We start from the raw sequence: 8,971 nt of genomic DNA on the forward strand, positions 1-8,971 counted from the left end.
AGTAGTTAGTAGTTAGTTTATGCAAGCAGCAATTATAGGATGTGGATATGTTGGTAGTGCAGTTGCTCGTAAGTGGCATCAGCAAGGAGAACTCGTTACAGTAACTACAACCAGTTCTAGCAAAAAAAAGCAACTACAAGCGATCGCCTCAGAAGTAGTCGTCACCACAGGAAACGATCTGACAACTTTGAAACAGGTAGTAGCAGAGAAAGATGTGGTGTTGTTGAGTATTGGGGCAAAACAACGCACCCCAGAAATATATCATCAAGCATATCTAACAACAGCCAAAAATGTTGTTACGGCAATTAGAGCTAGCAAAAAGGTTCGACAGCTTATCTATACTAGCAGCTATGGTATTTTGGGCAATCAAAAAGATAGGATTGTCGATGAAACTGCCATTCCTAACCCTACTAGTGAATATGGTGAGATATTAGCCCAAACAGAGCAAGTTTTATTGTCAGTTCCAGAAACAGAGTTTAAAACTTGCATCTTTCGCCTATCAGGTATTTATGGCGATGGCAGAGAATTAATTAAAATATTTGGCAAAATAGCAGGAACAACTAAATCGGGAATGGGAGAAAGATATACTAATTGGGTTCATTTGGATGATATTGTCGGGGCGATCGATTTTGCCCGACAACAACAACTGCAAGGAATCTATAATTTAGCCAGCGAGCAAATTTTAACTCAGAAAGAATTCTTCCAAAAGTTATTTCAAGCTCATAATTTGCCTTTAATAACCTGGGATGAATCTCAAGGTAATTCTCATCCATACAATATGCAACTATCTGGTAAAAAAATAAAAGATGCTGGCTACCAACTCATTCATCCTAAGATTAAATTTATTTGATTTAATTAAGTTAATTTAAAGTGGAATTAACTCAGGAAAATTAAGTAATAACTGTTCGCCGTTTAATTCATCTCCCAATTTGGCGGGGGAAAAGTGAATTTGGATCGCTCTTAGTTTTTCTTGATAGTGAAGATTAATCAAGGCTTTTAATCCATATTCCAAAGCTTCCATGTCTGCCAGATTGTTCTCTAAATCTGGGGATTCTCCCTCGAATGCCACTGCAAGCATAATTACTAAATTGCGAGTCACGGGTAAAGATAAAGGCTCGTCAGAGCCAATATCCTGAGTAGGATCGATTTCGCTCATATATCGTTGTGCGGAGTCGGTAAAAAGTTCGTTAACATAGTCTCCTGCTTCTCCTTCATCCCAAACAACATCTCCTTCATTACCCGCAGATTGCCAGTATGTACTCATCTGCAACAGATTTTGACAGACGGAGACTAAACCTTCTCCCAACACTTCTAGGTCTCCATCTGCATCGATCGCTTCTCTGACTACCCGATTTAATACCCCTAGCATGGGGGCTATTTCATCTCCTGCAAGATGGATAAATACGCGGGAAACCACAAAACGAGTTTTGCCACTAAATTTAGAAAAGCGATCGCGCAAAGACATAGTTTAAGCAACGAGGATTTATTCTTATTAACTTATCATTAACTAAGACAGTATTATATTTGCGAGATAAAATTAGGGCGATTAAATCATCATCAATTAGTCATTAATTAATAAATTCATGAAGATTTTATTTCTACATCCTAATTTTCCCGCACAATTTCGTCACCTAGCTACCGTTTTAGGTCAAGATAAGCAAAATACGGTTATTTTTGCTACTAATCGCCGAGAGGGTAATATATCAGGCGTTACTAAGGTAATTTATGAGAAATCTCGTGAAGTTCGTCCTGAAACCCATCATTACGTGCGTCCTTTAGAAAATGCGGTGCTTGAAGCCCAAGGTGTATATCGGGTCGCTCAAAGTTTGAAAGATCAAGGTTTTTATCCCGATATTGTTTACGGTCATTCTGGATGGGGACCAACCTTATTTATGAAGGATATATTTCCCAAAGCAACCTTATTATGCTATTTTGAATGGTTTTATAAGGCTTATGGCTCCGATGCTAGCTTCGATCCCAACGATCCGATTAATGCTGATGATGAAGCTAGAATCAGAATTAAGAATGCACCAATATTATTGGATTTAGCTACTTGCGATCGCGGTTTATCTCCTACAGCTTGGCAGCGATCGCAATTTCCCCCAGAATTTCACGATAAAATTAAAGTCCATCACGATGGCATAGATACTACTTACTTCAAACCCTTACCCCATGCCAAATTATTTATTCCTCGAATCAATCTCGATCTCAGTGGGGTAGAGGAAATTGTAACTTATGTAGCTAGGGGAATGGAACCCTATCGTGGTTTCCCCCAGTTAATTGAAGCTATTGCTCTTTTGCAGCAAAAACGTCCCCAATGTCATTTTGTAATTGTCGGCAAAAACCGTGTGGCATATGGTAAAAGCTTACCCGATGGCAAAACCTATAAAGAAGCTATGCTGGAGAAATTCCCGTTGGATATGAGTCGAGTACATTTTACCGATCTCTTACCCTATGACGAATATCTCCAAGTATTACAGGCTTCCTCGGCCCATATCTATCTTACTCGTCCTTTTGTCCTTTCTTGGTCGATGCTAGAAGCATTATCAACAGGTTGTTTAATTGTGGCTTCTGATACTGCCCCCGTAACTGAAGTAATTGAAGATAATGTTAATGGTTTGTTAGTCAATTTCTTCAATCCCCAGCAAGTATGTGATCGGGTCATTGAAGCTTTAGATAATCCCGAAAAAATGGCAAGCATTCGTACCAAAGCTAGAGAAATCATTTTAGAAAAATATGATTTAGCAAAACTGTTACCCCAACACTTACAATGGGTCAAAGATGCAGTCACAACTTAAAACTCGGCGATCTGACGAACTATAAACAATGAAACATAAATCAAAAGGGAAACTTAGAAAAATCGAATTATTTTTTGAAGCCTTGATTTGGAATTTTCGTTTTTTTATTCTCGCCCCCGTTGTTTTTAGTTTATTAAGTGCTTTGCGTTTAATTATGATTGGTACTTTAGATATTTGGGCAGGATTAACTCTCACTTTAGATCCAAAAGATCCTGAGGGTATTCCGACTATTAAAACCGTTGCTTACATCATTGGTGGAGTAGATTACTATCTAATTGGTATTGTTTTATTAATCTTTGCTTTTGGTATTTATGAATTGTTTATTTCAGAGATTGAAATCAAACATCAAGACGATTCTAGTATTTTACAGAGTAATAGTTTAGAAGAACTCAAAGGTAAATTAGTCAATGTAATTGTAGTAGCATTAATTGTTAGTTTATTCAAACAAATGCTCAGTATAGAAATAGGTAAACTTAGCGATATAATTTATATTTCCCTGGCAATCCTTTTAATTTCTATCAGTCAATATTTACTACATTTGAGTCATACCAAATCCAGCGAGCACTCAATTGGTAGTGCTAAAAGCGATCGCGATTCTGTCGAACACTAAACTTGTAAAATTAATTATTATTAATTAACTAACCCCCATCAATGAGTTTAACCCCCGAACAACAAGCAGCAGCCTATGCACCTTGTAGCGTAGTAATTACAGCAGGAGCGGGTACGGGAAAAACTCATATGTTAGCAGAAAGATATCTTTACTATCTACGAGAAAAAAAACTATCTCCCCTAGAAGTAGTTGCAGTAACCTTTACCGAAAAAGCTGCCACTGAATTACGATCGCGCATTCGAGCTTTAGTCACCCAACAATTACCCCAACGTTTAGATTTACTCGCAGAATTAGAAGCTGCCGAAATTAACACTATTCACGCCCTTTCTGCCCGCATTTGTACCGAACATTTTCAACTAATCGATATTCCTGCCGATTTTCAGGTATTGGATAGTTTAGAAGGGCAAGTATGGCTGTCAGATGGCTTTAAAAAAGCATTAAGCAACCTTCCTCTAGAAGTATTTCAAGCCATTCCTCATTCTTTGTTGCAGGAAATATTAAATAAATTATTGGACGATCCCTATACAGCTAGCAAAGCATTGCGTCGGGGAATTCAAGACTGGAGTAAGTTAATTACTCAAGCTGCCATTGAAGCAGTTGAAATGATTGCTAACGATCCTACATGGCAGTCGAGTCGATCGCTTTTAGAACAACATCAAGGCAAAGAGGGAGATAAATTAGAAACAATTCGCATCTCCGTATTAGAGGCAATGAAAGATCTCGAAGATGCGAAGAAGATCAAAACTGCTGTTGCAACTATCGATGGAGTCAACCTCAGAGTCGGTAGTAAAAAGAATTGGCAAGATGATAGTTTTAAAGCAGTTAAAGATGCCTTAAAAGCTTTGCGAGCAAATGTACGTAGAGTTACCAGTCAAGGCTTATTAGATTTAGAATTAGGGGATGCAGACGAACAATTAAAATCAATTCTGCCTGGTTTAAGCGAAGCCTACAGCGAAGTAACTAGCGATCTCAGTCGTCTCAAATTACAAAATAAACTACTAACCTTCAGCGACTTAGAAATATATGCCCTGCAAGCCTTAACTCATACTCAAGTACAAAACTATTATCAACAACGATGGCAAGCATTTTTAGTTGATGAATTTCAAGATACCAACCCTACCCAAGCAGAGTTACTCGATACTCTAACTGCTAAAGCAGAATTAACCATCGTTGGCGATATCAAACAGTCGATCTATGGTTTTCGACGGGCAGATATTCGCGTCTTTCAACAATTTCGCGATCGCATTTTAAGTAATGGCGGGAAGGAAGTAATTCTTAGTACTAGTTTTCGCACCCATCAAACTTTAATCAACCGCTTCAATCAAATATTTACCCCGTTACTGGGAGACAACCATCAGGATCTAACTGCTTTTCGCAGGGCGACACCCATAGAAGGAGAAGCAGGAGAAAAATTTAATTATCTACAAGTGCTAACTGTCGGCGATCCTTTCCAACCAGAAGGAGAAGCAAAGCCACCCAAGCCCAATAAAGCCCAACGTCAAAGAGTAGAAGCCTATAATTTGGCAGACAGAATTAAACAAATGTTAAATAATAAAACTCCTGTCTTTGACAAACAAACCAAACAAACTCGCCCCATCCAACCCAAAGACATTGCGATCCTCACTCGTACTTGGCAACCCTTAGAAATATATAGCGCAGCAATATCAGCTATGGGTATTCCCGTCGCACCTGCGGGGGGAGGAAATCTGTTAGCTACTAGAGAAGCGAAAGATGCCAACATCTTGCTGCGTTTTTTGGCTAATCCCAGAGACGATATCGCCTTAGTAGCAGTATTGCGGAGTCCTTTTTTTGCTATCAGCGATCGCCTTTTATTCCAAATCCGACAAGCTTTCGAGCGACAAGATCGAGATACCGATAGTTGTTGGTGGGAAGAAATCCAGAAATCCTCATTACCCGAATTAGAATATCCTATTAAAGCATTAAATCAATTACTACGATTGCATAAATTTCATACGCCATCTCGAATCTTACAAATTTGCGATCGCCTAACGGGATATACCGCAGTTCTTGCCAATTTAGCTGGGGCAGAACGCAGACTAGCAGACTGGCAAGGCTTTCAAAGGTTGGTTAAAGATTTAGAACAGGGTAATTACGATCTATTTGCGGTGGTACGTCGTCTCAAACGTCTTGATGACGAAGAGGTAGCTATACCTCGCCCCGTACTGGCTATTAGTAATGCCGTTTCCCTAATGACTATCTATGCCTCCAAAGGGCTAGAGTGGGCTTTGGTTATCGTTGCCGATCTCAGTAAAGAACGTCCCAAATCCCATCCCCCAGTATATTTCGATCCTCAATTAGGGGTGGCAGTAAAAAGTAAAAACTCTGTGGGAGAAATACAAAAACCAGTACTCTATAGCTGGCTAGAATATTTACAAGATAAAAAAGAACGAGCCGAAGCATATAGGGTATTATACGTCGCTTTAACCAGAGCGAGGGATTACCTCTTTCTTAGTGCTGCCGAACCCTATAAAGGCGAATTAAACCGCTTACAACGAGGTTTGACTGCTGCCAATATACCCATTTTCACCATACCCTATACCGATGCCAAAGCCCTACCGCCGATTCTGCCCACTCCCCCCGTTGCGGAATACTTACCACCTCTACTACTAAACTCTGTCGGTTCGGGATTATCCCAACTCCCCGTCACTGCGTTAACTGACTATGCTAGATGTCCTCAAAGATTTAAACTACACCTACTTGACGGACATCCTGGTATTGGTGAAGGGCTAGCTTCGGGAATGCAAATCGGTACGTTAGTACACAAAGCCTTAGAAAATAATCTTACTCAAGCCAAACAATTGATCTCCTATGCAGAAGGAGAATGGAATCGAGAAATCTTTAATACGGCGATCGCTTTAGCCCATAAATTCTTCCAACTCCCCATGTACGAATATTTCCGCAATACAGCGATCGCCAAGGAACAACAGGTTAGCTTGCAACTAGGTAAAATAACTTTTAATGGTGTCATCGATCTGGTGGGAAACAATTGGATTTTAGATTACAAAAGCGATCGCACTATTCAACCAGAGGATCATCGCTTTCAACTCTGGGTATATGCCAAAGCATTACAAAATCCCAACGCACACATCGCTTATCTAAGACACGATCGCATTCATAGTTTTACCGAATCGGAACTAAATGCGATCGCACCAGAGGTGATAAGTTTGGCGGAAAATATCTATCGAGGCAATTATACCGCTACCCCCACAATGGAAAAATGCGCCGTATGTCCTTATCTAGCATGCTGCCACGACGCAATGATTTAATCATAACGACAGTGTATTTATTTAGAAACTAAGTTTTAAAGCATTGACAGGAACATCATCCCAAGAATCAACGGTGCGAAGACTAGCAACCCAACCGTTTTGCTTTTGTTGTTCGGTTAAATTATTCTGCCAATTGTGATGACAATCATTAGCTGCTTCTTCATTCATACAAGCAATGCAAGCATAGATTAAGCCTCCTGGATCGATTTGTTCGTTTACCCAAATAGTTAGTTGTGACATTTTTTTATTAATTTATTAATTTATTAATTTTTAGTGATGAGTCAATCGACTTCTAACTTGAATTTTACAAAATTTGCTGAAATTATTCCTGATAATCGCTCTCTATCTGCACGTCTAAAGTATCCTCATCAATATAAACAAAAAGAACATTGGGACGACAACACACCTGACAATCTTCGGTATAAGACTGTTGCATTCCCCCACTTATATCGACAAAAGTGCTGTTAGTTTCCCCGCAAAAAGCGCAGACGTATTCTGAGGTGGTTTGCATATTGATTAATTATTAATTGCTAAAGCTTCGTTTAAGTGTTTAATTAAGGTTTTCTGGGGTAATGCACCTTGTAAATGTTGCCAGGGAAGAATTCTAGATCCTGCCTCCCAGCGATCGCGAACGTAATAATCCAAGGTTGGCATCTGTCCTCGTAGTTGTTTGAAAGCTCGTTTGTAGCTTCCTACCGAGTCGCCAAATTCTCTAGTTAATTGCAGCAGTTTGCCCAAACGGCGATCGCCACGAGATATTAGAGCCTGTATTACCGACCAATTATAACTTTCGGGTCTAAAATCAATACCTTGTGGGCGGAGATTCTTTTCTAAATATTTTAATCTCTTTTTAGCTTCGGGATTAACACCATACCATTGAAAGGGGGTATGAGATTTCGGAACAAAAGTACTGCATCCCAAAGTTAAGCGCAATCCTGGCACAGCTTTTTTGATTGCCGACATCATAGTCACAGTTTCTTCGACATCACTCATTTCTTCCCCAGGAATGCCTACCATACCATAGAGTTTGAGAGCTTTTAGTCCCCCCGCTTTAGCATTAATTGCTGCTTGAATAATTTCTTCATTAGTCAATTTTTTGTTGACAATCTGTCGGACTTTTGACGAACCACTTTCTACGGCGATAGTAATCGAACGGGTATCGCGCTTTGCCAGGGTTGAGGCTAATTTTTTTGTTAAAGTATTAGTGCGTACCGAAGCAATGCTAAGACGCACATCTTCATATTCGGGTTGAGAGAGATAATCGAGAATGGCTTCAAATTCAGGGTGTTGGGTAACGGATGCACCGAGTAAACCCAAACGTCTGGTAACTTTTAAACCTTTTTTGATCGCGGGTATTAAAGAACTTTCTAAAGATGCGGTGCGAAAGGGCAAAGTCAGATAGCTAGCCAGACAGAAACGACACATTTCAGGACAACTGCGAACAACTTCCACCATATAAATGTTTTCCCAGGCTGCTTTTTCTGTAACTACCGTGGAAGCAGAAAGAGTATTACCCCGATAGGTTTGCTTGTGAACTTGGGGTGGGATCTCAGAATCTATAGGAGCGATCGCTTTTATTTCCCCATCGGGACTATGGTAAGTTACCTCATATAGACTGGGGATATAAACCCCTGGTACTTGGGCTAAATGACGCAATTTAGTCTGACGATCTGCGTTTCTTACTTGTTGATAGGCATCAATAAAACTATCTAACAAATCTTCTCCATCCCCCAGCAAAATTACATCAAAGAAATCTGCCAAAGGTTCGGGGTTAGCAGTCAAAACCGTGCCACCACCAAACACTAGAGGGTGATGTTCTTCTCGTTCGACACTATGGAGGGGAATATCCAAAGATTCGAGTAAATTGAAAATATTAATATAATCGAGTTCCCAAGATACCGAAAAACCCAAGAGTTCGGGGCTTTTGGGCAAAGGTTCGCTTAGATTGGTAAATAAACGACTGACATCAACATCAGAACGCATTGCTAACGTCGCCCAAACAACCTGGAAACCCAAACTAGTAATACCGATAGTATATTCATTGGGAAAAGCAAAAATTGCGGGGATGGCGTTATTTTCTGGAGTTGCAGGAGTAAATAATAAACGTTCTTGTTGAAATACAGACACAGATAATTAATTTTTTCTAGTAGAGCGATCGCTTTAAAAATAAGTACTTAATTGATTATCGATCGCTTTTGACTTATTTGTCATTTGTTAGTAGACAACAAAAAGCGATCGCTTTATATAAGGCGATCGCTTTTTTATTAAATGTTAAA

Annotated in this window: 8 protein-coding genes; 4 read left to right on the forward strand and 4 right to left on the reverse strand. The window is 39.6% G+C overall.

Annotation, left to right across the window (positions count from 1 at the left end; genetic code table 11):
* Positions 1–19 precede the first annotated feature (19 nt).
* On the forward strand, positions 20–850 hold the full coding sequence (locus I4641_RS04645) for an NAD-dependent epimerase/dehydratase family protein (RefSeq protein WP_229639300.1): 831 nt from the start codon (positions 20–22) through the stop codon (positions 848–850).
* A 15-nt stretch (positions 851–865) separates the two neighbouring features.
* Here I4641_RS04645 and I4641_RS04650 read toward each other — a convergent pair whose 3' ends face one another.
* Complete coding sequence (locus tag I4641_RS04650) at positions 866–1,465, reverse strand: DUF1517 domain-containing protein (protein ID WP_229639301.1); 600 nt, start codon at positions 1,463–1,465, stop codon at positions 866–868.
* 118 nt (positions 1,466–1,583) lie between these two features.
* On the opposite strand from I4641_RS04650, the gene I4641_RS04655 reads away from it, so the two are divergent.
* The 3 genes from I4641_RS04655 to I4641_RS04665 are packed head-to-tail and all read left to right on the forward strand — an operon-like array spanning position 1,584 to position 6,695.
* Positions 1,584–2,798 carry a glycosyltransferase family 4 protein gene (locus I4641_RS04655; protein WP_229639302.1) on the forward strand — a complete coding sequence of 405 codons (1,215 nt, stop codon included), beginning with the start codon at positions 1,584–1,586 and terminating at the stop codon, positions 2,796–2,798.
* Positions 2,799–2,826: 28 nt separating this feature from the next.
* Entirely contained in the window at positions 2,827–3,408 is a 582-nt protein-coding gene (locus I4641_RS04660; protein WP_229639303.1) for a YqhA family protein, read from the forward strand.
* Between the two features lie 41 nt (positions 3,409–3,449).
* On the forward strand, positions 3,450–6,695 hold the full coding sequence (locus tag I4641_RS04665; RefSeq protein ID WP_229639304.1) for a UvrD-helicase domain-containing protein: 3,246 nt from the start codon (positions 3,450–3,452) through the stop codon (positions 6,693–6,695).
* A 21-nt stretch (positions 6,696–6,716) separates the two neighbouring features.
* Here I4641_RS04665 and I4641_RS04670 read toward each other — a convergent pair whose 3' ends face one another.
* The 3 genes from I4641_RS04670 to I4641_RS04680 form a co-directional block, all read right to left on the reverse strand.
* Positions 6,717–6,935 (reverse strand): glycogen debranching protein, encoded by a 219-nt coding sequence (locus tag I4641_RS04670; RefSeq protein ID WP_229639305.1) that lies wholly within the window; start codon positions 6,933–6,935, stop codon positions 6,717–6,719.
* Positions 6,936–7,017: 82 nt separating this feature from the next.
* Positions 7,018–7,206 carry a CPXCG motif-containing cysteine-rich protein gene (locus I4641_RS04675; protein WP_229639306.1) on the reverse strand — a complete coding sequence of 63 codons (189 nt, stop codon included), beginning with the start codon at positions 7,204–7,206 and terminating at the stop codon, positions 7,018–7,020.
* A 5-nt stretch (positions 7,207–7,211) separates the two neighbouring features.
* Complete coding sequence (locus tag I4641_RS04680; protein WP_229639307.1) at positions 7,212–8,822, reverse strand: B12-binding domain-containing radical SAM protein; 1,611 nt, start codon at positions 8,820–8,822, stop codon at positions 7,212–7,214.
* Between the last annotated feature and the right edge of the window lie 149 nt (positions 8,823–8,971).

The organism is Waterburya agarophytonicola KI4 (genome assembly GCF_020640915.1).
GTDB lineage: Bacteria > Cyanobacteriota > Cyanobacteriia > Cyanobacteriales > Xenococcaceae > Waterburya > Waterburya agarophytonicola.